Raw genomic sequence first — 25,046 nt, forward strand, 5'->3', positions numbered from 1 at the left:
AAACGGTCCAGCGTCATGATCGCGCCCAATACAGCCCTGTCGGTCATGCCGGAACGATCCGAGCGTGCGTGTGGCTCCGATCGCTCGGACGCTTCGGCGCGTTCTCGCCCGTCACTACGCCGCCGGCAGACGATCCTTGATGCCGCGCTCATCGTCGCCGCCGAGGGTGGCTATGAAGCGGTTCAGATACGGGCCGTCGCCGAGTGCGCCGGCATCGCGACGGGCACCATTTACCGGGCCTTTGCATCCAAAACGCACCTCCTCGCCGCGACACTCACCCAGGAAGTCGAACGCATCGAAGCGGCCTACGACTGGCCCGGCAGTGGGGCCACCCCGGCGCAGCGACTCGGACAACTCACCGACTACCTATACCGATACTGGCAGCGTCAACCACTGCTCACCGAGGCGATGATCCGGGCCTTCGTGGACGCCAACACCCACGACGGCGGCGACCTCGACATCGCGGCCACGGTGATCGAGCGTCTGCTTGCGCGAGCGCTCGGCGACACGACGCCCACCCGCACTGATCAAAACGTCGCAGCGGTCATCGCCGATATCTGGCTGGCGAATCTGATCGCTTTCGTCGGCGGGCGCGCGTCCGCGACCGACACTCGCGACCGCATCGACCGCGCCACTGCCCGCATTCTGGATCGCCCGCCCGCCGCGACCAACAATCCAGAAAGGCTACTACTAGTAGCGGAGCGCTACTTACTGTAGCGTTGGTGTGATTCGGGGCATAACGCAGGAGGTAGCCATGTTCACGCTAAGGATCCATCCACTGCGGCTGACGCTGCCAAACGTCCGATTCGGTGGCGCGCGGGTGCATCGCTGGACGGCGGTCGTTGATCTGCCCGGCTTAACGCGGCGCGGCCGGTCGGGCGCCGGTCAACGCACCATCGCCGCGTCGTCGCACCGCCCCCACGACCGGCAGGCTCGTCAACCCCGCTTCCACGGGGCGCACGAGCGGCTGTTCTGGGAATCGGCCATGGAGCGCGAGATGCACCGACTGTAGCGACGGACAGGTCGCCTCGGCGCGGAGCTGGAGATCGATCCTGCTCGCCCTCGGTGCCGCCCACGGTAAACAGGCGTTGGTGGCCGCGCTGCATCGGGCGGTGGCGTTCCGGAGATTCCGGGCCGCTGACGCGCGTTCGATCTTGGCCGCAGGGACCGGGACACCGCAACCCACCGCATGAAAGACGCCCAACACCGGAAGGAGAACCCCAGACCAACTTAGGAACCACTGCACGGGGTGGGTACCTTTATCTGGTCACCAGCGGATACCTCAACTTGGCCATTGACAGGCGGTGTCAGCAAGGCGAATCGTAGGTACGGTTTTCATGACGGCCCCTTCGTTCGTGGGTCAAGTCCAGGGACGTGGTGTATGACGTCGTCGTGTGATTCTTCGAGGTAGTTGGGTCAGGCGGGCAGTGCCGCGGGGGTAGCCTCCTGTTCGGTTGGGGTGTCGTTGACGGTGCGTGATTTGCTCAGAACGTCGAGGCCGAGGTAGCGCCGCGACTCGGCCCATTCGTCGTGTTGTTCGGCCAGCACTGCTCCGACGAGACGGATCAGGGCCGCGCGGTCGGGGAAGATGCCCACGACGTCGGTGCGCCGGCGGATCTCCTTGTTGAGTCGTTCCTGGGGATTGTTGCTCCAGATCTGGCGCCAGATCTGCTTGGGGAACGCGGTGAACGCCAGCAGATCCGGCCGCGCCGCTTCGAGGTGATCGGCGACATTGGGCAGCTTGTCGGACAATGCGTCGATGATCCGATCATATTGAGCAGCAACGGATTCAGCGTCAGGTTGGTCGAACACCGAGTGCAGCAGGGTGCGCACCCAGGGCCACGAACTCTTGGGAGTGACGGACATCAGGTTGGTCGTGTAGTGGGTTCTGCAGCGCTGCCACGCCGCTCCGGGCAGGGTGGCCCCGATGGCGGCGACCAGCCCGGCGTGGGCGTCGCTGGTGACCAGTTTGACCCCGGACAGGCCGCGGGCGGTCAACGACCGCCAGAACGTCAACCAGCCCGCCCCGTCCTCAGCGGTCGTGACATCGATTCCCAGGATCTCGCGGTAGCCCTCGGCGTTGACCCCGACGGCGATCAGGGCGTGCACGTTGACCACCCGGCCGGCTTCACGCACCTTGAGCACCAGAGCGTCCGCAGCGACGAACGTATACGGGCCGGCATCGAGCGGCCGGGTCCGGAACGCCTCCACGGCGGCGTCGAGTTCCTTGGCCATCACCGACACCTGCGACTTCGACAACGACGTGATGCCCAGGGTCTCGACCAGCTTGTCCATCCGCCGCGTCGAGACACCAAGCAGGTAACACGTCGCCACCACCGTGGTCAGGGCCCGCTCGGCGCGTTTACGGCGCTCCAGCAGCCAGTCCGGGAAGTAGGATCCTTGCCGCAGCTTCGGGATCGCAAGATCCAAAGTCCCTGCACGGGTGTCGAATTGACGGTGTCGGTAGCCGTTGCGGGAATTGGTGCGCTCAGCCGAGCGTTCGCCGTAGCCGGCACCGCATAGGGCGTCGGCTTCGGCGCCCATCAGGGTGTGGATGAACGTGGCCAGCAGCTCGCGCAGCACGTCGGGATGGGCAGTGGTGAGTCGTTCGGCCAGCACAGTGGGCAGATCGATATTGTGGGCAGTGGTCATCGCGTCGATTCCTTTGCTCGAGTGACTTTGGACGGTCTCTCGAAGAATCACGCGATGACCTTCAATCACTCGGCTACGACACGCCGGTACCGCTGATCAGGTCCGACTCGTACACCACCTTGATGGACGCAACCCGTTCGTGTGTGTACTTGGCAGTTCACCCGAAGACCTCCATCTAGGGAGGCCGCAGGTGAGGGACCTTCACCTCAAATTCGAAGACCGGGGCAACGTCGTTTGCACCGCCGGAGGGACGCATCCCCGCGAAGTCGTCTTCCACTCTTTCTAGCACCCAGGCAATGCGCCTGGTGGCGCTGACTGGGACGGTTTAGATGATGGTTCAGCGATCACGGCGCCCATCTGTTGACTCGACGCTGGGGATGCCAAGTACGGCGTGACCCATCGCAACGAGGAGTGCAGCGTTCTGTTCGAGAGGTAGACCAGTACTGCGGTAGTGCAAGATCGATTGAATGGCACCGATCGCCCCATGAACTATCGCCCGAAGTTCGATCTCGTCGACCGCGGGCCGCAACTCCCCGACGAGGTGCACCCACTCTTCTAGATAGAGCCGCTGTTTTCGGCGTAACCGGCTCTGTTGCTGATCTGACAGATTGTGCACTTCGCGGTAATACACGATCGCCAGCTCGCGTTGATCCGTTACCAAGGCGACTTGGCCGGACACCAGCCGGGTCAGCGCCTCCGCCTCGTCGCGAGATTGCTCAATAGTCGCTGTCGCACACTCAAGAAGGTTGTCCACCACTCTCTCGAAGAGCGCCGCTAATAGGTCGCTCTTGCTGTCGAAATGGCGATAGATGGCTGGTCCGACAACGCCGGATGCAACCCCGATGTCGGCCATAGAGACAGCGTGGTAGCCCCTCTCGGCAATCAACTCGGCCGCCGACGCGAGAATCCGCTCCCGACGTTCGCCTCCGACCCGCGTACGCACGGCAGCGACCGCATTGTTCACCTGGACCTTCCTTTCGCGACGCGGGCACGCGCAGCGCTGTAGATCCCCGCAACCATGATGAATAAACGTTAACCGATGTTCACAATCTGAGGCTGTGGGACTGTCAGAACAACGGTGGATCTGATCTTGGTCTGACGCGCCGAGCATGGAGCTTGGCGGGAAGGACTGACGGCACGACCCGGCCGGGCGTGGCAGCGGCAATTTCCCGCAACGGCGTCGGCGCCAAGACGGTGTTGACCGAGATGAACTCGTCGTTCGATCCGCAGATCGTCAAAAAACGCCAACGACGGACGACGGGTATCGACGAGATCGTTTGTCTTTGACGGCAAAGGGATTGACGACCTGCCAGATCGACGCGGCGGAACTAACTGCAGGTGTTCAAGGGGTTTCACCGCTTCCTGCAGGTCCGCAAGGCAGCGGAGATCGAGGCGGCGTTTGGGGTGCGGCTGGACTGTCCGCTCGACGAGTTCAACGCCGCCCGCCACGTCAGCGACGACTCGCCGAACTCGGACGCGCCGGCCGCTCGGGATTACGCGCTGTTCCGCACGCTGTATCACGCCGGGCTGCGGTCGGAAGAAGTGGTGATGCTCGATCGCTCGGATGTGCACTGTCCGCGCGGCCCGTTCGGTAAGTTGCATGTGCGGTTCGGCAAGGGCGCCAAAGGGGTCCGGGCCGCGACCGCGGTGGGTCCCGATGCTGGATGGGCTGGATCTGGTGTTGCGCTGGTATCTCGACGACGTCCGCGGTCGGTTCCCGGATAGCCCGGTGCTGCTGTGTGACGAGTCCGGCGGCCGGATGGCCGCGGCCACCATCCGCAACCGGCTGCGGCATTTGATGATCGCGGAAGGACGACCCGACGCCGACTGGTTCAGCCCGCACGCGATGCGCCGGGCCTGCGCCACCCACAACTATGAACGAGGCGAGGATCGATCTGGTTGCCATCCAACAACTTTGGGGCACTGGACGGTCGCCTCGACGATGCAGTATGTGCGCCCGTCGGAAACGTTCATCGAAGATCCCTACCAGCGTGCGATCTCGGCGACGCTGAGCGAGCTGACCGGACAGGAGTGAGCATGCAGATCAGGTGGAAGCTACGGATGGCCGCCGCTCAACACGAGGTGTGGACCGGTACCCAGCTGCAGCGGCTGCTGGCGGGGAAGGCCGGATTGGAGCTATCCTCGGCGTCGGTTTCGGCGTTGTTCACCAAACAACCCAGCCAGGTCAAGCTGTCCACCCTGATCGCGTTGTGCACCGCTTTGGAGTGCACGCCCAATGACCTGTTTGACGTCGACACCACTCCAGTCACACGACCGATTTCATCGAAACCGCCCAAGGTTGCCGTCAACGAAACGCCGACATCGCGGCCGGGCAGGTCGATGCCGCCGATCTGATCATGACGCGGCGGATCCGGGACTGTCGCGGCTGTGGCCGTGCCGTCGGCAAGGCCACGCGTGACCTATGCGCGCGCTGCCACTGGGCTCGCACACACGCGCCGGTCAAACAGCCCCGTCCACGCTGCGGCGCCGACCGCGTGTTGCAGTCGGACAGCGGTCGTTGTGTGCGCTGCTCTCGCACGTGCCGGCAATGCGACACGCCGGTGCTGTTGTCGACCACGACCTGTGCGCGAGGTGAAATCGGCGAAACCGCTTGGACGCCAATCGAGTCGAGCGCCCACGCTGCGGAATATGTAGGATTCTGCGGCCAACGACCGGCTGGTGCGGATCATGCTCACACCCCGGCCGACGCGCCTCTTACCTGACCGGGCTGCGCCAGCTCTGCCGCTACGCACGGCGCCAACGACTGATGCTCATCGACCCCACCGCCGGCCTGAACGCCCCGCAAACGATGGCGTTTCGCGGGCCGGCCCTGTCCGCCGATCGGCAACGCGAACTGTTCCAGCGGTGGAGCACCGACCCCGCCGTGCACCCGCACGAGGCGTTTGTCGGACCGGCCGCCCTGCTGCATGGCGCCGCCACCACCCAAGAACTGCAGCACCTCACCGACGACGACATCGACCCCCACCGCATCAGGCTGGGTCATCGACCACACCCGACACCGCTGGACCCGTGGACCTGGGCCGCGCTACAACGCTGCCTCGATCACCGTAAGACATTGGGCAGCAGCAACTCCCACGTACTGATCACCATGCCGACCAAGGCCACCCGGGCTGCGCCGTCCGATGGTTACGTCAAGAACACCCTGCGCGCGGTCGGCATCCAACCCGGCATCCTGCGCTATACCCGGCTGGTCGACCTCGTCGGCACGATCGATGCGAAACTCGTCGCCGCCGCCTACGGCATGCGCCACGAAGCCGTCATCACCTACCTCGCCGACCACGTCGATACCGCCCGCCTGCCCAACCCGTGACACTTCAGGCGCCACCTCGCATACCTTCGCGCGAACCCGTGCGCTTTTGCGAAGTTCTGGCCGGCGGTGCTCACTGAGATCAAGAACCGCGGCACCAACGACGTGTGCATCGCGGTCTGCGACGGCCTCAAGGGGCTGCCCGAGGCGATCACCACGGTGTGGGACCGCGCCATTGTCCAGACCTGCGTGATTCATCTGTTGCGCAACACCTTTCGCTATGCGTCCCGCAAGTATTGGGATCAGATCGCCAAAGAGATCGATCCTGCCTGTTTACACCGCACCGACCGAGGCCGCAGCCAAGGAACGGTTCGTCGAATTCACCACGACATGGGTGGACAATGAGGTGGAAGCCGGCGCTCAACGCGTTTGCGATCACCTTCGGCGACCGATTCCCGGCAGCCGAAACCTACTGATGGAAACCGCCGGAAACACCGTTAACGAGATAGTCCCCAGCAGCCCGCACGGCTGTCGGTGAAATCTTGGCTGGGTCCTTACGATCGGGCATGACTTTTCGGTAGGCGGATTACCCCGTGGTCACGAATCTCCGGGCAGGCTGCGACGCCTCAGCGTTGTGAGCGCCGGAACTCGCTCGGAGAGCGGCCGGTCCATCGTTTGAAGGCGTGTGAGAAGTTGGCCAGATCGCCGTATCCGAGCTCGGTGGCGATCTGGGTGGCCGACATTGATCGGGTGAGTAACAGCATCATGGCGCTCTCGCGCAGACATGACTGGCGCAACTCGCCAAAGGAAGTGCCCTCTTCAGAGAGCCGACGCTTGAGTGTGCTGGTTGATATCGAGAGCTTGTCTGCGACCCACTGGCTACTTCGATGTCCGGGACTCGTCTCCAGCAAGCTTCTCACCTCCTCTGAAATGGATGTCGATCCGCTGCGCTGGTCGAGCGTACGCCTCAACTGGGCCACGGCGAGTCGATACGTGACGGGATCGGCGAACCGGCATACCTCATCGAGCGTGTCGACGGGAACGTGAAGGTAGGACATCGGTGCGTCAAAGAACAGGCGTCCGGCTAGCACCTCGTCGTTTTCGAGATCTGTCAGGCCGACCGGCGTCGGCCAGCTCAAGTGGAGTGTGACGATCGGCGCGTCACGAACGAGCATGCCCAGCAGTCGCATCAACGCCGCCCCAGCGTATGTGAGGGCCAAGCAGTCCAGGGCACGATCGGTTGTATGTCCCCAGAGCCCTACGGTGAGGCCATGGTCGTTTGGATGGATCTGTGCGTTGATTGCCGTGGTGATCAACGGCAGATAGGTCAGCAACTCTACGATCTCGGCTACCGAGCCCGCGCTGACGAGCGGAACACTCAACGGGCCGAAGGACGTCACCTGCGCCTGTCCGGCGAACGCAATCCCGAGCGCGGTTGCCCGGTCGACGTCTAGATCGGGGTACACCTCGCGAAACCACCGTAACGGGACCTGGATATCACGCTGAATCAGCGTCGCCTCGTCGGTTCCTTCGCGAGCCATGATGTTGCGAAGCCCCGCAACGGCATCTGGTTCAAGTGCCTGGCTCTCGAGCATTTGCGCGAATGCGAGTGGGGGCACACCCCCGTCATTTCGATTCACTGGCCGTCCCTCTGAGCCGAATTCACAAGTTCCTGATCCTGGAAACCATAGCTGTCGGCGCTCGCCTCGGACAATGTTGTTAACGAGTATTCACAATGAGGACAACGCGAGAGGAGTCGGTCATGGCCGTTGTCACATTTGTCTCCCACGACGGCGAAAAGCACGGGGTGCCGCTCGAAGAAGGTCGGTCCCTGATGCAGGTTGCGACGAATAACGCGGTGCCTGGAATTGACGGCGACTGTGGAGGCGAAGCGGCCTGCGGAACCTGCCACGTGATCGTTGACCAGCGATGGTCCGATCGGGTCGGCCTCTCCGGGGCAGATGAAGAGGAGATGCTCGTGATGAATCCCGAGCGTCAGCCGACCTCCCGGCTGTCCTGCCAGATGCAGGTCTCTGAGGCGTGGGACGGCTTGATCGTCCATCTGCCCGAGTTCCAGATGTAGCGACGAGAGAAACGGATAACGGGTAATGAGGGTTTCTGAAGCAATCACCGAGAAAGTGCAGGCGACCATCCCGATGGACCTGCAGATTCAAGGTGCGCATCTGTATGACAAGACCCGGCGTTTGGTGACCGGAACAAACGGGAAAAAGCTCTTCGTCGAGACCCTCATCCCGCCGGTCGAGGACGTCGAACTCGCCGACATCGACCTCAGCAACCCTTTCCTCTATCGTCAGGGACTCTGGCAGTCATACTACGAGCGTCTGCGTAACGAAGCCCCGGTCCACTATCAGCCCAACAGTCCCTTCGGTCCGTTTTGGTCTGTCACGCGGCATGCCGACATCGTGGCCGTCGAAAAGAACCATGAGGTCTTCTCCTCCGAGCCGTTCATCGTCATCGGAGTCCCGCCTCGTTTCCTCGATATTGCGATGTTCATCGCGATGGACCCCCCAAAACACGACCGGCAGCGGGCTGCTGTTCAAGGGGTGGTCGCGCCGAAGAACCTGCGTGAGATGGAGGGGCTGATTCGCTCGCGCGTCCAGGAGGTGCTGGACAAACTACCCATAGATCAACCGTTCGACTGGGTGCAGAATGTATCGATCGAGCTGACCGCTCGGATGCTGGCGACGCTCCTGGATTTCCCATACGAGCAGCGTCGCAAGCTCGTCGAGTGGTCAGATCTGGCAACCTCGATGGAACAAGCCAACGGCGGTCCCTCGGACCTTGACGAGATATTCCGCGGCATGCGCGACATGGCGCGAGGTCTCAGCGAGCATTGGCATGACAAGAAAGCCCGCACAGCTGCCGGGGAGCAGCCCGGCTTCGATTTGATCACCATGCTGCAGAGCGACGAGAGCACCAAGAACCTGATTGACCGCCCGATGGAGTTCCTGGGCAACTTGGTATTGCTGATAGTGGGGGGCAACGATACGACCCGCAATTCCATGAGTGGTGGTGTGTTAGCGCTGAATCAATTCCCTGAGCAGTTTGAGAAGTTGAAGGCGAATCCCGACCTGATCCCCAACATGAACTCGGAGATCATCCGCTGGCAAACCCCGCTCGCGTATATGCGCCGGATCGCTACGGCCGACACCGTGCTGAACGGGCAGTTCATCCGTAAGGGCGACAAGGTCGTGATGTGGTATGCCTCGGGCAACCGCGACGAGCGCGTATTCGATCGGCCTGACGACTTCGTCATCGACCGCGCCAACGCCCGCAACCACATCTCCTTTGGTTTCGGCGTTCACCGCTGCATGGGCAACCGGTTGGCCGAACTGCAGTTGCGGATCTTGTGGGAGGAGTTGCTTCCACGGTTCGAGAACATCGAGGTCGTCGGCGAGCCCGAGTACGTGCAGTCCAACTTCGTGAGGGGGATCAGCAAGCTGATGGTCCGGCTCACCTCGAAAGCTGCTACATGACATTGGAGCGGGCAGTCATCGTCGGGGCCAGCCACGCTGGGGCCCAACTCACCACGAGTCTTCGCCAAGATGGGTGGACTGGTGAGATCGTTCTCGTCGGCGAGGAGTCGGGGTTGCCATACCAGCGCCCTCCGCTATCGAAGGCCTACCTGGCCGACGCATGCACACTCGCTGAACTCGCGATTCGCAATTCGGATTTCTATGCCAAGCAGCGAATCCAACTGCTGGACGCGACGGTAACGGCGATCGACCGCTCGGCGGGTCAGGTCGTCCTAGATACCGGCGACGCACTGCCGTACGACAAGCTCGCGCTGTGTACGGGTGCCCGACCGCGTCGGCTCCCGACCCCGGGAGCCGACCTGTCCGGGGTGTGTTATCTACGTACTGCCGCGGATGTCGCGATGATCCGAGCGGTTACCAGCCCCGGGCGGCGGGCCGTGATCGTCGGCGGTGGGTACGTCGGAATGGAGGCGGCCGCCTCGTTGCGTGTGCTGGGGCTTGAGGTCACCGTGCTCGAAGCGACCGGTCGCGTCCTCGAACGGGTCACTGCCCCCGAGGTTTCGGCGTTCTTCGACCGGATCCACCGGGGGGAGGGCGTCAATATCCGGACGGGCGCGCAGGTCGAGGCCATGTCTGGCGACGGCAGGGTCCGCGAAGTGATCCTGGCCGGTGGGGAATCGATTCCCGCCGACCTGGTCATTGTCGGCATCGGCGTTCAGCCGAACACCGAGCTCGCCGCCACCGCGGGCCTGGTCGTCGACAACGGCGTCGTGATCGACGATCAGGCCCGCACCAGCGACCCCGGCATCGTGGCGGCCGGGGACTGCGCCAGCCACCACATGGCCCGTTACGGCCGTCGCATACGCCTGGAATCCGTGCCGAGCGCGGTCGAGCAGGCCAAAGTCGCCGCCGCGACCGTCTGCGGGAAGTCCAAGAAGATATCGGCGCTTCCATGGTTCTGGTCAGATCAATACGACCTCAAGCTCCAGATCGCCGGTCTCAACACCGGATACGACGAGGTCGTGCTCAGCGGCGACCCGACCCGGGACCGTGACTTCACCTGCTTCTACCTTCTTGCCGGCGAGCTCATCGCCGCCGACTGCATCAACCGCCCTCGTGACTTCATGTTTAGCAAGCGGGCGATTGCGCAGCAGGCCCCCGTCGGCCGGGCCGAGCTGATGCTCGCCAGCTCAGCCTGAGGTGACGGTTGCGTGAGCGATGGGTACGCCGACGGCACGTCTCGTGTCTCGGAAGGGAACGTCAGACACTACGGCCATGCAGCTCTGCTGGGAAAGGGGGCGCTAACGGCTGCCGGCGATCGATCTGGCGCTAAAGCAGCACATCCGGGTGTAGTGGACGTTTGCGAGCTAGCAACTATGCGGATTTCGTGGACAAGACATCGTATGAAGTCGATGCCTGTTCTGTTCTGTTCTGTTCTGACAATGAGGTTGGGGAGGTTGACGGTGGCGGTGTTTAGGGACGAGGACGAGGTCTATGCCTTTTTGGGTGGGATCTTTCTGCGGGGTTTGGAGAAGGAGGGACTGGCGGACAAGCTCGCGAACTCGGGTGTGGTGTTGCGGGTGCATTACACCGATCCGACCGCGGTTGTGACGGTGGATATGCCGAACAAAGTGGTGGAGACCGGAGCGGCCAGTACCGCTGTGCCCAACGTGGAGTTGTTCATGTCGGCGGACACCGGGAACAAGTTCTGGCTGGGCAAGGTAAACCTGACGATGGCGATGGCCAAGGGAACGGTGCGCGCGAAGGGCCCGGTCCCGAAGTTGGTTAAGTTGATCCCGCAGGCCAAGAACCTGTTCCCGGAGTACCGGTTGATGCTGCAGAGCCAGAATCGGCAGGACCTCATCGATGCGTGATCGGCGCTTCACCGCGGGTTGCAGGGCGGGTGTGCGATGAAGAGCACGATGCAGGATGTTCCGTTGACGGTGGCCGGGATCGTGGCCCATGCTTCAGGGGTCCATGGCGATCGCGAGGTGCTGACCGCGCGCGGACCCGGGCAGATCTCTGGAGTGTCCTATCGCGAGGTGGCCCAGCGTGCGGCACGGCTGGCGAATGCCTTGCGCGAGATCGGCATTCGTGGAGATGAGCGTGTAGCGACGTTGCAGTGGAGCAACCAGGAGCATCTGGACTGTTACGCGGCGGTGCCGTCGATGGGCGCGGTGCTGCATACGTTGAACCTGCGGCTGCCGCCGGAACAGCTGACGTGGATCGCCAATCATGCCGAGGATCGGGTGATCATCGTTGACGGTACGGTGCTGGGCCTGTTGGCGGCGTCATTGCCGTCGATGAACTCGGTGCACACCGTGTTGGTGACCGGCACCGGCGATCTTGGCGCGGTGCAGGGCTGCGGAAAGGACGTCCTTCGGTACGACGATGTGGTGGCCGCCCAGTCGAGTACGTTCGACTGGCCCGATGTCGACGAGCAGTCGGCTGCAGCGATGTGCTATACGAGCGGTACCACCGGGCACCCGAAAGGTGTTGTCTACAGTCATCGTTCGACGTGGTTGCATTCTCAGGCGGCGTGCACGTCGAATGCCTTGGGCATCGGTCATGACGACACGGTGTTGGCGATCGTTCCGATGTTCCACGCCAATGCCTGGGGGTTGCCGTATGCGGCGATGATGGCCGGCGCGCAGCTTCTGCTGCCTGACCGTTTCCTGCAGGCGGGGCCTTTGGTGGAGATGATCGAGGCGGCACGACCCACGATGGCGGGCGCCGTGCCGACGATCTGGACCGATGTTCTGCACTACCTGCGCGACAATCCCGGCCGCGACGTGAGTTCGCTGAAGATGGTGGCCTGCGGTGGTTCGGCGGTCCCGCGGTCGTTGATGACCGCGTATGACGAACTGGGCATCCGCATTGTGCAGGCCTGGGGGATGACCGAGACTTCCCCGCTGGCTGCGGTCGCTCTGCCGCGGAGTTCTGATACCCCGGAGAGGTCGCTTCACCTGCGCGGAACCCAGGGCCGGGTGGTGGCCGGTGTGCAGGCCCGCATCGTCGATGACACCGGTGCGGAACAGCCCTGGGACGGACAGTCGGTCGGGGAGATTCAGATTCGCGGCCCCTGGATCACCGGGTCCTATTACGAGCAGGACAGTCCAGCGGTGTCGCCGGACGGGTGGTTGTGCACCGGGGACGTCGGGACGATCAGCGCGGACGCGTTCATCACGCTCACCGACCGTGCCAAGGACGTCATCAAGTCTGGAGGGGAGTGGATTTCCTCGGTGGAACTGGAGAACGAATTGGCCGCTCATCCTGCGGTACGCACCGCCACGGTGATCGGGGTGCCCGACGACAAGTGGCAGGAACGACCACTGGCAGTGGTCGTCCTGGCTGCCGACCGCACCGCCACCGCCGCGGAGTTAACCGGATTTCTGCGTGCGCGGGTGGCCAAGTGGTGGCTACCGGAACGGTGGGCATTCGTCACCGACATTCCGCTGACCTCTACCGGCAAGTTCGACAAGAAAAAGCTGCGCCGCCAGCACTCCGACGGTGACCTCGCCGTCGAGACGCTGGCGTGAATCATCAATCCACTGCGACCGAAACACTGACGTTAAGGAGACACATATGAAGACACGTGCTGCCGTGCTGTGGGGCCTGGGAGAAAAGTGGGAAGTCGAGGACATCGAGTTGGATCCTCCCGGCCCCGATGAAGTGCTCGTCCAGCTGACCGCGACCGGGTTGTGCCATTCCGATGAGCACCTCGTGACCGGCGACCTGCCCATTCCGCTGCCCGTCGTCGGTGGCCACGAGGGTGCCGGCACCGTGGTCGAAGTGGGTGCGGGGGTCGATAACGTCGCCGAGGGCGATTCGGTGATCCTGACGTTCCTGCCGTCGTGTGGGCACTGTTCCTATTGCGCGCGGGGGATGGGGAACATGTGCGAACTAGGCGCGGCGCTCATGATGGGACCCCAGATCGACGGCACTTACCGTTTCCATGCCCGGGGTGAGGACGTCGGCCAGATGTGCCTGCTGGGCACGTTCTCGGAATACACCGTGGTCCCCAAGGCGTCTCTGGTCAAAATCGACCAGGGGACACCGCTGGACAAGGCGGCGTTGATCGGGTGTGGTGTGACGACCGGGTACGGGTCGGCGGTGCGCACCGGTGAGGTGCGTGCCGGGGATACCGTGGTGGTGATCGGAGCCGGTGGCATCGGCATGAATGCGATTCAGGGTGCCCGCATCGCGGGCGCGTTGAACATCGTGGCTGTCGATCCGGTGGCGTTCAAGCGTGAACAAGCCGGCGGTTTCGGTGCGACGCATGCCGTTGGCACGGTCGATGAGGCCTGGTCACTGATCAGTGACATCACCCGCGGCAAACTCGCCGATGTCTGCGTCTTGACCACCGATGTCGCCGAAGGGTCCTACATCGGCGAAGCGCTGTCCTTGGTCGGTAAACGCGGCCGTGTGGTCGTTACCGCGATCGGGCACCCCGAAGACACCTCGATGTCGGGTTCACTGCTGGAATTAACGCTGTATGAAAAGCAGATCCGCGGCGCTCTGTACGGCTCGTCGAACGCCGCCCACGACATCCCGCGGCTCGTCGAACTGTATAACGCCGGACACCTCAAGCTCGATGAGCTGATCACCCGCGAGTACACCCTCGATCAGATCAACGAAGGCTACGCGGATATGCGATCGGGCCGCAACATCCGAGGACTCATCCGATTCTGATAAGGCAGCCGAAGCGCGGGAGCGCGACCCCGGGAGCAAGCGAGCTGAGTACAACGGTTGAGTGCTGCGCGTCTGTGGCTCTTACCGTCGAAGTGTTGATGCAGGACTAGCGATCGAAAGTCAATGTGCCCCATCGCCATAGGCGGTCGAGATGCGCGGCTGAGGTTGGCTGCGGTCACGCGTGTTGGTGTTGGCACCTACTGTCAGCCGGGAAGCCGTGATGAAACGTAGCTTTTGACGAGTCTCAACAGTGCTACTGACAAGAGAGGAAGCGGCGATGACGAAGATTCAAATTCCCTATCCCCATAGGAGGGGAGGGCACTGTGGTTCCGGTGCGCTTCGTGACCTTACTGAATGGGCCCAACTCGGATGGGGGACAGAAGCACTCAGTGAAGGATTGGTCTTCACCCTCGGCGGAGCCTTGGACTTCTCGTACGTCCGCTCTACGCAGTTGTTCCCCCAGGTGTACCTGGTAGGACGCGGAAGCGACCTGGAACAAGATTACCTCACCCGTATTGGCGCAACATTCATTGTGCAATCGACCGATGACCCAGACGTGGGATGGGCATTTGTGGCCGACGAAATCGACAAAGGTCGACCCGTCATGGTCTGGGCTGACATCGGCGAACTCCCCTACCTGCGCGTCCGATTGCACATGAGCCGTCACGACATCGTCATCACCGGATACGATGACGAACAACAGGTCGCCTATGTGGTCGATAATGACCGCGACACAACCCAGACGGTGGCCTACGACGACCTACGCCGGGCGCGGTCCTCGGTCGGGTTTCCCACACCTACCCGGCACACCACCTATCACGTCGACTGGCCAGAACGAATGCCCGACCTCAGGTCGATCGCGGCCGATGCACTCGCCGCGAGCGCAGCGTTCATGCGCGGCGGTGCCGCAGGTGCGCCGCTACTGCGCATCGAGGCAGCTGAAGTAGAATCTTCCGGTTTGAAAGGTGTGCAGGACTTCGCCGATGACGTAAGGCATTGGCCAACGCTATTCGATGACGATGCCCTGACCGCGGCCTTGTTCGGGCTCGGGGCATTCATCGAGAAAGCCGGCACCGGCGGCGGGCTCTTTCGTACGTTGCAGGCGCAAGGTTGCCAAAACATCGCCGACCTCCTACATGACGCCGCGGCCGCCGAAGCGGCGGCCGCGGCCCGACATGCTTCCCAAGCGTGGTCTACGCTTGCGGCCGCAGCCACGGATGCCGGCACATCGCTACGGAGTCGTAGTCTAGCTGCGGCCAAAGTCGCCGCGACGATCCCGGACGCCGAAACGCGCCTCGTCGAAGCCCTCGAAACGGCCAGTCGATCCGTTGGCACTGTCGGTACCGGCATCGAAGCTCATCTGAAAGGCCATCTGTGAGTGGCACTTCAAACCAATCGAGTTTCCTGAAGACTACTGGTTTCTCGATTGGCAGCATGACGATGTTCAGCGCTTCGCCCAGAACGCGGTCGGTGACGTTCGTGACCCTTGTGCAGAAGGCGAGGTTGACCGTCACCGCTGTGGGGGACAGGATTTGGTATGACCCTTATAGCACCGACGACGACCCCGAGCATTATCGGGCTGAGCTATGCGGCGACAGCGTCGAGGGCCTATTGCGGGGCCGGACCAAATGGCTGATAGTGACGGAACTGGAAGGTGTACCGCAGCGATGATCTCGGCGGGCTAACGAGTCCTTTACATACTGTCTTCCGGCGATCAGCCCAGCCGACGTCGGCGCAATTCTTCAGTCGCATGGTGGTCCATGCGACTGCGTGGTCCTATCTAGGAGGATTTCGTCATCGACGAGCAAGCGGAAGAAGATTCGGCCATCGCGTGGTGGCATTCATTTCAGAATCGTGCTGTTGCCGCCGACGGCGACTACCTCGATGCGCACCATCCGTGGTGCCTTGGTTGCGGCACAGACAATCCGCACGGGCATCGCCTGCGAGCGCGTCGGCGTGGCGACGGGGTGGTAGCCAGGCATATCTTCGACGGCCGACATCGCGGCGCACCCGGGATCGCACATGGCGGCGCAGTCATGACGGTTCTTGACGACACGGTGGGCATGCTGCTCTACGTCGTCGGTGAGATGGCCGTCACCCGTAAGCTCGACACCGAGTTCTTCGCGCCGGTATTGCTGGGGGTTCCCTACGAGGTCAGCGCCCAGCTCATGTCCAGAACCGGCCGGAAACTCGAAGTGCGGACAGAATTGCGCGAGGAAGCCACCGGCCAGCTGGTCGCGTCTGCGTCCGGGTTATTCGTCGTCGTCACGCTGGATCACTTCACTAGCTCCATACAGAAGGCGTCGTCAATACGCTGCACTGCGCGACCTCCCTGGGAGGGATGACGCAACCCGTAAATCTGCTCATTTTTCAACCGGCGCAGGCTGCTCGGATTAAACCGGGGCCGACAGGCGGGTTTGCTAAGCAAACGCGTACTCGACCACATCGTGGTGTACCAGCCTTCGGTAGCGTGACGCCGCAGCGTGTCGGCGAAAATACCGCCGGTCTCATCAGCTGTGGCCCGCCGGGGAGTTGATATCGACCTGGATGTGCGAAGCGGCCGGGTCAGGTTTCTGGCCGAGGGTATACAGGCCAAGACTGCCGAGAAAACCCGCACAATGCTCGATAAGCACTTCGGTCGATAGGTTTAGTTGTCCGTCTATCCAGCGACGGAGAATCTCGAACAGGCCCCCGACACCGTAGGTAGCGGCGAGATCTGCGACCTGAATCACCTCGCTGGGTATATCGAGATGCAGGCGGGCCTCTCTGAGGACGAGCTCCGCAAATTCGGACATCAGTTCGCTTCGCAGCTGCCGAAGCAGGGGTTCAGCGCCCGATTCGACAAACAATATGCGGGCCATGCTGGGCTCGTTCTCGATCATCTGAACCAGGGCCTTTATCGGAGCGTAAGCGAGTTCTTGAGGAGCAACGGTGTCATCCGGTATTGCCTTGGTGATCACGGCTTGGAAGGTGGTGGAGATCTTGGTGAACATCGCGCGCAGGAGCGCGTTTCTGTCGCGAAACTGCTGGTAGAAGTACCGGCTCGTCACTCCTGATTCCGTACACACAGCGGTCACGGTGCACGCGGCGGCTCCCTGCTTGCTCATGAGCGCGACCGCGGCGTCAATCAGCAGTGCGCGGCGCTGCGCATCGCGTTGAGTTGCGGACAGCCCGCCATAAACACGTGCTGGACTCATGCCCTACATTCTGGCAGTCTCATGTGACAAGGCCTAAAGTCAGATCACACTACGGAGGAAGGACCCCGTCAAGATGCCGGAAGATCGAGCCTCGACCAAGAGCCGTGTATTGCCAAAACCCCGGCGCGTTCGTTTCCCCATGCCCACCTCCACGAAGCGGCAACACTTCGTGGATGGCGACCTGGTGATGAGCCATTTCATCTCGGTGCTTTCTGCAACCTTCCCGGAAGGGGAAGACTTCTTCATCCGCTCGGTCAAGTATTTCCAGAGTTCCATCGACGATCCCCAATTGCTGACAGCGGTCAAGGGTTTCATCGGACAAGAGGCCACACACCGGCATCAGCATCGGCTCCTCAACGAACGGCTCCAGGCCATGGGTTATCCGACCGCGCGGATCGACCGCCACGTCGCACGCCTGATCAAGCGATTGGAGCGGCGCTTTTCGCCAGAAATGCGGCTGTCGATGACCTCTGCATTGGAGCACTACACCGCGACGCTCGCTGAAATCATTCTCACCAGCGATGACGCCCAGAAGCTCATCGGACAGACAGAGGTTCGACCGATTCTGCTGTGGCATGCGTTCGAGGAGTCGGAGCACAAAGCCGTCGCCTTCGACGCCTATCGGCTGATTGGAGGCACCGAGCACACCCGCGTACGGGGCATGCGGATCGCCTCTGCAATTCTGTTCGGCGAACTCATTCTGCAGACTGCGCTGTCGATGGCTTCAGACAAGGCCTCGTATAACCCGGTCACGTTGGTGCGTAGCCTACATCGCTTCAGTCGCACCCCGATGTTCACCGCCGATGCGCTGCAGCGATTCCGTTCGTACAGCCGCCCCGGCTTCCACCCTGATGATTGGGACAGTGCCGCGGTCCTGGAGCGATGGAGCAAGGAACTGTTCGACCAAGACGGCTCACAGAAGGTCATCGCTCAGCCGGGGTAGCAAAAGTGCGTGCGGAGGGCGACGCAGAAAAACACTGTTTCTGCGTCGTTCCTCCAAACAAACGACAGCGCGCCTGTCGTCACGGATTGTACGCCCGGTGGCGGGTCAAGGCGACAGTCATACAGACAAATGCAGTCGGCCTCGAAACTCACGGAAAGGTTAAGCCTCAGCCGCTGACGACGTAGCGTTGAGCCAAGGTTTCAGCCAGTCGGCTCGTGTGCGCGACCACTTCCTTTTCGGTCACCGCAAGCAAACCGGAGTGCCAGGCCGTGATGACTTCGACGAACCCCCCCACTGCAACCAAAGTGTCCATACGGAGGGCCGTCTCGTCGGCGTCTTCTCTGAGATGTGGCCGGCTTGCCTCGACGACCAACCGCGTTGCCTCCTGCAGCGCCACAGCGCGGCGATCTTGCAGCGGTGAGCTACCTACATGCTGAGCGAGGAGGATGTGGGCCCGGCCAGGATCGCGTGCGATCCGGTCGACCACGATGGCGATCGCCGCGGTGATGGTTTCGATCGGTGGCCGATCCACACGCTCGTCGAAGAGCGCCGAAACCTCGCCGAGCATGTCATTGCGAACGCCATCCCACGCTGCGACGAGAAGCTCATCGCGCGTCTTGAAGTCCTCGTAGAAGTATCGATCGTTGAGCCCTGTCCGGGCGCATACGCCGCGCATAGTCACTGCGGCCCAACCGCTCTCACTCCAAATCTCGGTCGCAGCCTCGATCAATTGCTGCCGTCGTTCTGCTCGACGCTCAGCACCGGTCCGACCACCCCAGACCTTGTTCCTCGACCTCACCTCACCATCTTGACAAAGCGTCGGGCTCACGACCAAACTGGTGGCATGCGACCCCAATGGTGGCTGATGCCCCCAAACGAATTTCCTCCCGCACTGGAAGTCAGTGTCGCGATCCAAAGGGCAAGCAGATGAGGTTCTTGCCGTTCGGTAATTCACCAGGTAGAACCCACCGCGCCCACGCAGTAGTCACAGGCGCAGGGAGCGGTATCGGCCGCGCGTTCGCCGTTGAGCTTGCACGCCGAGGTGGACGTGTTGTGTGTGCCGACAAAGACCCCATCACTGCGAAAGAGTCGGCCGAGATGGTGAGGCAGGCCGGCGGCGAGGGTTTCGATGTCGTATGCGACGTCACCGAACTTGAGCAGGTCCGTAACCTCGCTGATGCCAGTGAAGACTGGTTCGGCAAGGCGGCGAGTCTGGTGATCAACAACGCCGGAATCGGTGCCGGCGGCAATCGCATCGGCGCTACGTCGGTTGAGGACTGGAACGCTGCGATTTCTGTGAACCTTTGGGGTGTTATCCACGGGTGCGAGACTTTCGTTCCTCGCCTCCGGAGCAACGGCCGGGGCGGAGTGATCAATGTGGCGTCCGCCGCAAGTTTCGGCTCGGCGCCTCGAATGGGCGCATACAACGTGAGTAAGGCCGGCGTGCTCGCTCTGTCCGAGACATTGGCGGCCGAACTCAGCGGTACTGACGTCAACGTCACAGTGCTTTGCCCCACCTTCGTCAAGACGAACATCGCCAATAATCCTCAGATTGAGGAGTCGGCGGCGAGACTCGCGACCAACCTGATGAGGTGGACCGGCATTTCGCCGGATCAGGTGGCTCGAACGACCTTGAACGCGCACGATCGCGGACAAATCTATGTCGTGCCCCAACTGGACGCGAAAATTTTGTGGCAACTGAAAAGAGCTTTACCCGGTCAGTTTACGCGGGCGTTGGGGCTGGTGGAACGCATGGCCTCATGGAACGATCCAACCGAACAGAGGGAGCAGTGAAATGGCGTTCGCATATAGCGACATGCTCGAGACGATCAAGAACAAGCAATGGGCTCTCGCCGATATCGATTGGGACGCCCCTGGTGCGGAGTTGATCACCGACGAACAGCGCCCCAAACTCAAGCAGTTCATGTCCGACGTGGTGTGGATTGAGCATGTCGGAGCGCGCGCCTTCGCTGCGATGGCCCCGAAGGCGCCCTTCGAGGCGCTCGGAGACATTTACCGTTACTTTCACGCCGAGGAGCAGCGTCACGCCAACGCCGAACTTGCTCTGATGCGCCGTTGGGGCATGATCGAGGAAGGCGAAAAGCCTGTACCAAATAAGAACATCCGTCTGGTGATCGAGTGGCTAGATCGGTACGCTGAGGCTCTTCCCCTGACTGTCATCGGCGCCGCGATTCCCGCACTGGAGACCGCGCTGGACGGGGCCCTGCTGAAATTTCTCCTTGATGAGGTCGACGACCCAATTTGCGGGGAAGTATTCAATAAGGTCAACAGCGACGAATCGCGGCACCTTGCAGTAGGTTTTCAAGTCCTGAATGACCTCGGCGCCAGTCCCATGCGAATCCATGCAATGCAAACGGTCGGCGCTGTGATGGACCCCCGTATTCTCACTGGCGCGTTGCTGTATATACCGCTTCTCACGCGCATGTTGATGAATCTCAACGCGATGGGGCTATCCGAAGAGAAGCTGTACAACGCGGTGACGCGATATGGCAATGTCGGGGACCGCAGTGAGCACACGCGGAGGGTGCCTGGATATCACATCTTGAAGGCCCATATGTCCGCCTCGATCAAGCGGTCCCAACCCCTTCACTTCGTTTCCCAGCGCTTAGGCAATGCGATCGACATCTTCCCCGTGCAAGTACTCGGGCGACCGCCTTCATGGACGGATGAACTGACCTATGAACCGGTCGCTAAATGACGGACACGGTAACGACTTTGATCGTCGGCGCCGGCTTCGCGGGTATCGGTACGGCGATGAGAATGCTTCAAGCGGGCATTGACGACTTCGTCATCCTGGAGCGATCACGTCGCATCGGGGGCACCTGGCGTGACAACACTTACCCCGGCGCCGCCTGCGATATTCCGTCATTGCTGTACTCCTACTCGTTCGAGCCGAACCCAGGCTGGACTCGCGCATACTCGGGGAGCGCAGAGATCCTCGCCTATATCGACGCAGTTGTCGCGAAATACGATCTTGGGAGGTTCATTCATTTCGGTGCGGACGTGAGTGCACTGGAATTCGACGAGGATGCCGGAGAGTGGGTTGTCGACACGACCGGCGGCAGGCGGTATAGGGGCCGTTCAGTCGTGATGGCTAGCGGGCCACTTGCTGACGCTAGTTTCCCCGACATTCGTGGCATCGAGTCGTACGAGGGGAAGAAGATTCACAGTGCTCGGTGGGACCACTCCTATGACATGTGCGGTAAGAGGGTGGCGGTCGTCGGGACCGGCGCGAGCGCTGTGCAGATCATCCCCGAATTAGTCAAGTCGGCGGCGTCGGTCAAGGTCTTTCAGAGGACGCCCGGTTGGGTGCTACCGAGGGTGAATTTCCGGCATCCGGCCTGGGCGCGTTCGACTTTCAAGCGCATGCCGGCAACCGAACAGGCCCTACGAGGTGCGTGGTTTTGGGCGCATGAGGTCATGGCCGTGGGCATGGTTTGGGATACCGCTGCCACATCTGTCATCCAAGCGGCCGCGAAGGCGAATCTGCGTCGGCAGGTGAAGGATACCTGGTTGAGACGTCAACTAACGCCGCAGTTCAGACCTGGGTGCAAACGCATGCTTATGACTAGCGACTATTACCCCGCGCTCCAGGCTGATAACTGCAAACTCGTCAGCTGGCCGATCGCCACACTGGCTCCGAACGGAATTCGAACCGCCGACGGCATCGAGCATGAGGTGGACTGCATAGTATTCGCGACAGGCTTCGATGTGTGTAAACGCGGTACGCCATTTCCGATCCGGGGGCGCGACGGGCGAAAACTCGAAGATGAGTGGTCTGAGGGGAGATTTGCCTACAAGAGCGTGAGTGTGGCTGGGTATCCGAATTTGTTCTTTACTTTCGGGCCTAATTCCGGTCCTGGCCACAACTCCGCTCTTCTCTATATGGAGGCGGCAATCGATTACATCGTAAAAGCGATCGAGCTTTTGCGCGACGAAGGTAACGGAGTCCATACCCTGGATGTGAAAGAGGGTAGCCAAAACGCGTACCACTCCAATATTCAGCGGCGGTTACGACGCACGACCTGGAACTCGGGTTGCAGCAGCTGGTATTTGACCGAGGATGGCTATAACGGCACGATGTATCCGGGCTTTGCGACTCAGTTCACCAGGGAACTGTCCCGTCTGGATATGCGGGATTACGATATCACTCGGCGTGACGATGCTGACCTGAAGTTGGCACAAACACGCTGAACTGAAGCAGCGGATATAGTTGGACATCGAAGCGCACGTGAGGAAGTAATGGGTTCTGAGTCTGGGCAGCACTACGAAATTGTCATAGTCGGAGCCGGGTTTTCTGGGATTGGTACAGCGATCAGCCTGTTGAAGGCCGGATTTATGGACTTTCTTATAGTCGATGACGCCGATGGCGTCGGCGGTACATGGCACTGGAATACGTATCCGGGAATAGCGGTCGATATTCCGTCCTATAGTTACCAGTTCTCTTATGAGATGCGAACATCCTGGTCACGAACTTATGCTCACGGGAATGAGTTGAAGGCTTATGCAGAGCGGTGTGTAGAGAAATACGGACTCCAAAATTACATCCGGTTCAACACGACCGTGGACCAAGCCTGCTTCGACGAAGGCGCCGCACTATGGCGGCTGAGCTGCTCCTCTGGCCAGAATCTGACCGCGCGTTTCGTGATAAATTGCTCTGGCGTCCTCAGTCGGCCGAAATGGCCTGATATTCCAGGAGTGCGCGACTTCGCCGGCGTGACGCTGCATACGGCCAGATGGGACCATACGAAAGATCTCACCGGTAAGCGGGTGGCGGTGATCGGGACTGGGGCATCTGCGGTGCAGCTGATTCCCGAAGTCGCGAAGATCGCATCAAGTCTGACGGTCTTCCAGCGAACGCCGATTTACTGCTTGCCGAAGCCGGATTTCTGCATACCGAGCTGGGCCGCGACAGTGATGCGGTTGGTGCCAGGGGCACAACTGATGACGCGCACTGCGAGTCAGGCGTTCGTCGAGTTCACATTTCCAATCGCAGCTCATTTTCACTCGTTGATCCCTGTGTCGGACCTCATGGAAGAGGCGGCGAAACGCTATATGCGTCGGGCGGTCGACGATCCGGTGACTCGAGACCACCTCATTCCTCGCTATTCGTTGGGTTGTAAGCGACCGAGTTTCCACAATTCCTATCTCGCAACGTACAACCGTCGCAATGTTTCGCTCGAGACCAGCGGCATCACCCATGTCGACCATGCCTCGGTTCACACGGAAGATGGCAAGAATTATCCGATCGATGTCATGGTCTTGGCCACCGGGTTCAAAGTGATGGAGTCGGGCAATATGCCGACTTATGTGCTGAAGGGACGCGGCGGAGTGGAGCAGTCTGCCTGGTGGGATGAGCACCGCCTCCAAGCCTTCGAGGGTGTGAGCGTCCCAGGTTTCCCGAATCACTTCAATATCTTCGGTCCCTATGGTTACAACGGCTCCTCGTACTTCACACTCATCGAGGCGCAAAGTCGGCATATCGTCCGCTGTCTTCGTCGTGCGCGCACGCTGAAGGCTGATTACGTAGAGGTCAGACAGCAGGCGAACGACCGCTACTTCGCTGACATGGTTAGCCGCCGACATCGACAGGTTTTCTGGCAGCCGAGCTGTTCCAATGCCAACAGTTACTATTTCGACAAACACGGCGATGTTCCGTTACGTCCGTCAACGACCCTGGAGACTTACTGGCGTAGCCGCACCTTCCGGCTCTCCGATTACCGATTTGAACGTCGCGCAAAATCCGTGGGTGCACGGTGACCGACACTGATGCGACGGACCGGCACCCCAGTCTTGCAAGTCATTTCGTGGCAATGACTTCGAGAAACACACTGCGTCCGCTGTCGCAACTCATCCCGTCGAACGCCCACGGCCTCGCGGTGATGGATCGCGTACTCCGGATGGCGCTCGTGGGATCGCGGCCCCGCCGAAGCGTGGCGGTTCGCACAATAGATACCGAGTTCGCCGGGAATCAGATACGCGGGGATTGGATCACTTCTCCTGCAGTCGATCCACACGCCGTTCCGTTGCTCTACATTCATGGCGGCGCCTACTCCATGTGCTCACCGGCTACCCACCGCGGTCTGCTCGGTGAACTTGCCTCCGCGAGCGGTCGGCCCATCTTTGCAGTGAGGTACCGGCTAGCCCCACGCTATCCCTTTCCCGCTGCCGCCGACGATGCACTGAACGCATACCGCTGGCTCGTCACAGGGCGGCCATCGGGCTCCGGCGACCGCGGTGTTGCGGTGGCCGGGGACTCGGCGGGCGGCCAGCTCACGATGGCCACCGCCCTTGGCGCACGTAGTGACGGACTGCCGCTGCCGGATTCGATGCTTCTCATGTCTCCGGTCCTGGATCTGACATGTGAACTCGCGAGGGCACGCGAACTTCGCCGACGTGATCCTTTCGCCTCTGCTCGGTCCGCGGCCCGCGCTCTTGATCTGTACGTGGCTGGTGCAGATCACCGCAATGAGCGACTCAGCGTGCTCGACGCAGACCTCAGGTCCATGCCACCGATCCTGATTCAGGTAGGCGGAAGAGAAATGTTGATCGATGACTCGAGGCATCTTGCCGACCGCCTCCGATCGGCCGGATCAAGCGTTGAGATACAGGTGTACCGGGGACAGATCCACGTGTTCCAAGCCATGTTCCGAATCCTGCCCGAGGCTCGTGAGGCGATCCACCGCGCTGGAAACTTCCTGAAAGCTTCTGGCCACCGGTGAAAGCGTTGGGACCGTGGATGCTCCACTGCCACCGCGCCATCAACTGCTTCTTAG

24 protein-coding genes and 3 pseudogenes are annotated in these 25,046 nt (G+C 61.5%); 21 read left to right on the plus strand and 6 right to left on the minus strand.

The genetic code is table 11. The annotated features are described in order from the left end of the window. Positions 1-15: 15 nt before the first annotated feature. Together G6N59_RS30195 and G6N59_RS30200 are read left to right on the plus strand one after the other, a co-directional pair. The gene (locus tag G6N59_RS30195; protein ID WP_138233536.1) at positions 16-717 is read left to right on the plus strand and encodes a TetR/AcrR family transcriptional regulator; all 702 of its coding nucleotides are present in this window, start codon (positions 16-18) and stop codon (positions 715-717) included. Positions 718-754: 37 nt separating this feature from the next. Continuing rightward, positions 755-1,012 (plus strand): hypothetical protein, encoded by a 258-nt coding sequence (locus G6N59_RS30200; RefSeq protein ID WP_138233537.1) that lies wholly within the window; start codon positions 755-757, stop codon positions 1,010-1,012. Positions 1,013-1,416: 404 nt separating this feature from the next. Here the strand turns inward: G6N59_RS30200 and G6N59_RS30205 are convergent, their stop codons facing one another. After that, positions 1,417-2,652 (minus strand): IS256 family transposase, encoded by a 1,236-nt coding sequence (locus G6N59_RS30205; RefSeq protein WP_041799755.1) that lies wholly within the window; start codon positions 2,650-2,652, stop codon positions 1,417-1,419. 337 nt (positions 2,653-2,989) lie between these two features. Beyond that, complete coding sequence (locus G6N59_RS30210; protein WP_234884483.1) at positions 2,990-3,616, minus strand: TetR/AcrR family transcriptional regulator; 627 nt, start codon at positions 3,614-3,616, stop codon at positions 2,990-2,992. Between the two features lie 169 nt (positions 3,617-3,785). Here G6N59_RS30210 and G6N59_RS30215 point away from each other — a divergent pair. The 5 genes and pseudogenes from G6N59_RS30215 to G6N59_RS30240 form a co-directional block, all read left to right on the plus strand. Next, positions 3,786-3,974 (plus strand): annotated as a pseudogene (locus tag G6N59_RS30215) (transposase); the annotation flags it as partial. A gap of 10 nt (positions 3,975-3,984) precedes the next feature. Continuing rightward, a pseudogene (locus G6N59_RS30875) lies at positions 3,985-4,684 on the plus strand (hypothetical protein); the annotation flags it as partial. Between the two features lie 5 nt (positions 4,685-4,689). Further along, complete coding sequence (locus G6N59_RS30230; RefSeq protein WP_138233467.1) at positions 4,690-5,007, plus strand: helix-turn-helix domain-containing protein; 318 nt, start codon at positions 4,690-4,692, stop codon at positions 5,005-5,007. Between the two features lie 412 nt (positions 5,008-5,419). After that, positions 5,420-5,983 (plus strand): hypothetical protein, encoded by a 564-nt coding sequence (locus G6N59_RS31420; RefSeq protein WP_234884485.1) that lies wholly within the window; start codon positions 5,420-5,422, stop codon positions 5,981-5,983. 48 nt (positions 5,984-6,031) lie between these two features. Then, positions 6,032-6,396 (plus strand): annotated as a pseudogene (locus G6N59_RS30240) (transposase); the annotation flags it as partial. Between the two features lie 150 nt (positions 6,397-6,546). On the opposite strand, the gene G6N59_RS30245 reads toward G6N59_RS30240, so the two are convergent. After that, positions 6,547-7,515 (minus strand): helix-turn-helix domain-containing protein, encoded by a 969-nt coding sequence (locus tag G6N59_RS30245; RefSeq protein ID WP_138233468.1) that lies wholly within the window; start codon positions 7,513-7,515, stop codon positions 6,547-6,549. Between the two features lie 167 nt (positions 7,516-7,682). On the opposite strand from G6N59_RS30245, the gene G6N59_RS30250 reads away from it, so the two are divergent. The 7 genes from G6N59_RS30250 (at position 7,683) to G6N59_RS30280 (ending at position 15,487) form a co-directional block, all read left to right on the plus strand. Further along, a complete protein-coding gene (locus G6N59_RS30250) occupies positions 7,683-8,003 on the plus strand; it encodes a 2Fe-2S iron-sulfur cluster-binding protein (RefSeq protein ID WP_138233469.1) in 321 nt (106 codons plus the stop codon). Positions 8,004-8,028: 25 nt separating this feature from the next. Continuing rightward, the gene (locus G6N59_RS30255) at positions 8,029-9,417 is read left to right on the plus strand and encodes a cytochrome P450 (protein ID WP_138233470.1); all 1,389 of its coding nucleotides are present in this window, start codon (positions 8,029-8,031) and stop codon (positions 9,415-9,417) included. Beyond that, positions 9,414-10,616 carry an NAD(P)/FAD-dependent oxidoreductase gene (locus G6N59_RS30260; RefSeq protein WP_138233471.1) on the plus strand — a complete coding sequence of 401 codons (1,203 nt, stop codon included), beginning with the start codon at positions 9,414-9,416 and terminating at the stop codon, positions 10,614-10,616. The genes G6N59_RS30255 and G6N59_RS30260 overlap by 4 nt, the downstream gene beginning before the upstream one ends. A gap of 264 nt (positions 10,617-10,880) precedes the next feature. Then, complete coding sequence (locus G6N59_RS30265) at positions 10,881-11,291, plus strand: SCP2 sterol-binding domain-containing protein (protein ID WP_138233472.1); 411 nt, start codon at positions 10,881-10,883, stop codon at positions 11,289-11,291. A 36-nt stretch (positions 11,292-11,327) separates the two neighbouring features. Further along, the gene (locus G6N59_RS30270; protein WP_179970398.1) at positions 11,328-12,956 is read left to right on the plus strand and encodes a fatty acid--CoA ligase; all 1,629 of its coding nucleotides are present in this window, start codon (positions 11,328-11,330) and stop codon (positions 12,954-12,956) included. A 46-nt stretch (positions 12,957-13,002) separates the two neighbouring features. Next, a complete protein-coding gene (locus G6N59_RS30275) occupies positions 13,003-14,109 on the plus strand; it encodes an NDMA-dependent alcohol dehydrogenase (RefSeq protein WP_138233473.1) in 1,107 nt (368 codons plus the stop codon). A 277-nt stretch (positions 14,110-14,386) separates the two neighbouring features. Continuing rightward, entirely contained in the window at positions 14,387-15,487 is a 1,101-nt protein-coding gene (locus tag G6N59_RS30280) for a BtrH N-terminal domain-containing protein (RefSeq protein ID WP_138233474.1), read from the plus strand. A 463-nt stretch (positions 15,488-15,950) separates the two neighbouring features. Here G6N59_RS30280 and G6N59_RS31750 read toward each other — a convergent pair whose 3' ends face one another. Continuing rightward, positions 15,951-16,109 carry a hypothetical protein gene (locus tag G6N59_RS31750; RefSeq protein ID WP_163912199.1) on the minus strand — a complete coding sequence of 53 codons (159 nt, stop codon included), beginning with the start codon at positions 16,107-16,109 and terminating at the stop codon, positions 15,951-15,953. On the opposite strand from G6N59_RS31750, the gene G6N59_RS31755 reads away from it, so the two are divergent. Beyond that, positions 16,077-16,454, plus strand: coding sequence for a PaaI family thioesterase (locus tag G6N59_RS31755; RefSeq protein ID WP_163912280.1), 378 nt, complete (start codon positions 16,077-16,079; stop codon positions 16,452-16,454). The genes G6N59_RS31750 and G6N59_RS31755 overlap by 33 nt on opposite strands. A gap of 165 nt (positions 16,455-16,619) precedes the next feature. Here G6N59_RS31755 and G6N59_RS30295 read toward each other — a convergent pair whose 3' ends face one another. Next, positions 16,620-17,306 (minus strand): TetR/AcrR family transcriptional regulator, encoded by a 687-nt coding sequence (locus tag G6N59_RS30295; protein ID WP_138233476.1) that lies wholly within the window; start codon positions 17,304-17,306, stop codon positions 16,620-16,622. A gap of 73 nt (positions 17,307-17,379) precedes the next feature. Between G6N59_RS30295 and G6N59_RS30300 the strand changes: the two genes are divergently transcribed. After that, a complete protein-coding gene (locus G6N59_RS30300) occupies positions 17,380-18,249 on the plus strand; it encodes a metal-dependent hydrolase (protein ID WP_138233477.1) in 870 nt (289 codons plus the stop codon). Between the two features lie 166 nt (positions 18,250-18,415). Here the strand turns inward: G6N59_RS30300 and G6N59_RS30305 are convergent, their stop codons facing one another. After that, positions 18,416-19,048, minus strand: coding sequence for a TetR/AcrR family transcriptional regulator (locus G6N59_RS30305; RefSeq protein WP_138233478.1), 633 nt, complete (start codon positions 19,046-19,048; stop codon positions 18,416-18,418). A 128-nt stretch (positions 19,049-19,176) separates the two neighbouring features. Here G6N59_RS30305 and G6N59_RS30310 point away from each other — a divergent pair, with 128 nt between their 5' ends. The 5 genes from G6N59_RS30310 to G6N59_RS30330 are packed head-to-tail and all read left to right on the plus strand — an operon-like array spanning position 19,177 to position 24,992. After that, on the plus strand, positions 19,177-20,043 hold the full coding sequence (locus G6N59_RS30310; protein ID WP_138233479.1) for an SDR family NAD(P)-dependent oxidoreductase: 867 nt from the start codon (positions 19,177-19,179) through the stop codon (positions 20,041-20,043). A gap of 1 nt (position 20,044) precedes the next feature. Continuing rightward, entirely contained in the window at positions 20,045-20,968 is a 924-nt protein-coding gene (locus G6N59_RS30315) for a ferritin-like domain-containing protein (RefSeq protein ID WP_138233480.1), read from the plus strand. Beyond that, a complete protein-coding gene (locus tag G6N59_RS30320) occupies positions 20,965-22,464 on the plus strand; it encodes a flavin-containing monooxygenase (RefSeq protein ID WP_138233481.1) in 1,500 nt (499 codons plus the stop codon). The genes G6N59_RS30315 and G6N59_RS30320 overlap by 4 nt, the downstream gene beginning before the upstream one ends. Before the next feature lie 48 nt (positions 22,465-22,512). Continuing rightward, positions 22,513-24,030 (plus strand): flavin-containing monooxygenase, encoded by a 1,518-nt coding sequence (locus G6N59_RS30325; RefSeq protein WP_138233482.1) that lies wholly within the window; start codon positions 22,513-22,515, stop codon positions 24,028-24,030. Further along, positions 24,027-24,992 carry an alpha/beta hydrolase gene (locus G6N59_RS30330; protein ID WP_138233483.1) on the plus strand — a complete coding sequence of 322 codons (966 nt, stop codon included), beginning with the start codon at positions 24,027-24,029 and terminating at the stop codon, positions 24,990-24,992. The genes G6N59_RS30325 and G6N59_RS30330 overlap by 4 nt, the downstream gene beginning before the upstream one ends. Positions 24,993-25,046 lie beyond the last annotated feature (54 nt).

Source organism: Mycolicibacterium aubagnense (assembly GCF_010730955.1).
In the GTDB taxonomy this organism is placed as follows: domain Bacteria; phylum Actinomycetota; class Actinomycetes; order Mycobacteriales; family Mycobacteriaceae; genus Mycobacterium; species Mycobacterium aubagnense.

Coding starts and splice junctions, on each gene's coding strand:
- G6N59_RS30195 (WP_138233536.1), top strand. CDS start 16: ATGATCGCGCCCAATACAGCCCTGTCGGTCATGCCGGAACGATCCGAG.
- G6N59_RS30200 (WP_138233537.1), top strand. CDS start 755: ATGTTCACGCTAAGGATCCATCCACTGCGGCTGACGCTGCCAAACGTC.
- G6N59_RS30205 (WP_041799755.1), bottom strand. CDS start 2,652: ATGACCACTGCCCACAATATCGATCTGCCCACTGTGCTGGCCGAACGA.
- G6N59_RS30230 (WP_138233467.1), top strand. CDS start 4,690: ATGCAGATCAGGTGGAAGCTACGGATGGCCGCCGCTCAACACGAGGTG.
- G6N59_RS31420 (WP_234884485.1), top strand. CDS start 5,420: ATGCTCATCGACCCCACCGCCGGCCTGAACGCCCCGCAAACGATGGCG.
- G6N59_RS30245 (WP_138233468.1), bottom strand. CDS start 7,515: ATGCTCGAGAGCCAGGCACTTGAACCAGATGCCGTTGCGGGGCTTCGC.
- G6N59_RS30250 (WP_138233469.1), top strand. CDS start 7,683: ATGGCCGTTGTCACATTTGTCTCCCACGACGGCGAAAAGCACGGGGTG.
- G6N59_RS30255 (WP_138233470.1), top strand. CDS start 8,029: ATGAGGGTTTCTGAAGCAATCACCGAGAAAGTGCAGGCGACCATCCCG.
- G6N59_RS30260 (WP_138233471.1), top strand. CDS start 9,414: ATGACATTGGAGCGGGCAGTCATCGTCGGGGCCAGCCACGCTGGGGCC.
- G6N59_RS30270 (WP_179970398.1), top strand. CDS start 11,328: ATGAAGAGCACGATGCAGGATGTTCCGTTGACGGTGGCCGGGATCGTG.
- G6N59_RS30275 (WP_138233473.1), top strand. CDS start 13,003: ATGAAGACACGTGCTGCCGTGCTGTGGGGCCTGGGAGAAAAGTGGGAA.
- G6N59_RS30280 (WP_138233474.1), top strand. CDS start 14,387: ATGACGAAGATTCAAATTCCCTATCCCCATAGGAGGGGAGGGCACTGT.
- G6N59_RS31750 (WP_163912199.1), bottom strand. CDS start 16,109: ATGTCGGCCGTCGAAGATATGCCTGGCTACCACCCCGTCGCCACGCCG.
- G6N59_RS30295 (WP_138233476.1), bottom strand. CDS start 17,306: ATGAGTCCAGCACGTGTTTATGGCGGGCTGTCCGCAACTCAACGCGAT.
- G6N59_RS30300 (WP_138233477.1), top strand. CDS start 17,380: ATGCCGGAAGATCGAGCCTCGACCAAGAGCCGTGTATTGCCAAAACCC.
- G6N59_RS30310 (WP_138233479.1), top strand. CDS start 19,177: ATGAGGTTCTTGCCGTTCGGTAATTCACCAGGTAGAACCCACCGCGCC.
- G6N59_RS30315 (WP_138233480.1), top strand. CDS start 20,045: ATGGCGTTCGCATATAGCGACATGCTCGAGACGATCAAGAACAAGCAA.
- G6N59_RS30320 (WP_138233481.1), top strand. CDS start 20,965: ATGACGGACACGGTAACGACTTTGATCGTCGGCGCCGGCTTCGCGGGT.
- G6N59_RS30325 (WP_138233482.1), top strand. CDS start 22,513: ATGGGTTCTGAGTCTGGGCAGCACTACGAAATTGTCATAGTCGGAGCC.